The sequence below is a fragment of the Arthrobacter sp. Y3221157 genome (assembly GCF_059089865.1).
Genome location: NZ_JBNHFD010000230.1, coordinates 1 through 412, shown reverse-complemented (window position 1 = coordinate 412; position 412 = coordinate 1). Strand labels below are relative to the sequence as shown.

1 protein-coding gene is annotated in these 412 nt (G+C 65.3%); it reads left to right on the top strand.

The window, feature by feature from the left end:
* The coding region (locus tag AC5RTT_RS20790; protein WP_494146740.1) for an NAD(P)/FAD-dependent oxidoreductase at nucleotides 1-412 on the top strand (412 nt) is incomplete at both ends.

Genomic DNA, 412 nt, shown 5'->3' with positions numbered 1-412 from the left:
TGTTCGCCAAATACACGGTCGAGAAACTCCTCTCCCTCACCGAGGACGGCATCTCCTGCTTCAACCAGGTCGGCGGCCTGGAAGTCGCGACCACCGAGACCCGCCTCGCGGACCTCAAGCGCAAACTCGGCTACGCACAATCGTGGGGCATCGACGGCAAGATCCTTACCCGTGAGGAGTGCAAGGAGCTCTACCCGCTGATCAATGAAGAAGACATCCTCGGCGGCCTCCACGTGCCCTCCGACGGGCTCGCGTCCGCGGCCCGCGCGGTGCAGCTGCTGATCAAACGCACCGAAGCCGCCGGCGTAAAGTACGTCGGCAACACCGCCGTGACCGGCATCGAACAGACGAACCGGCGGGTCACCGGCGTGCAGACCCCCGACGGGGTGATCCCGGCCGACATCGTGGTCTC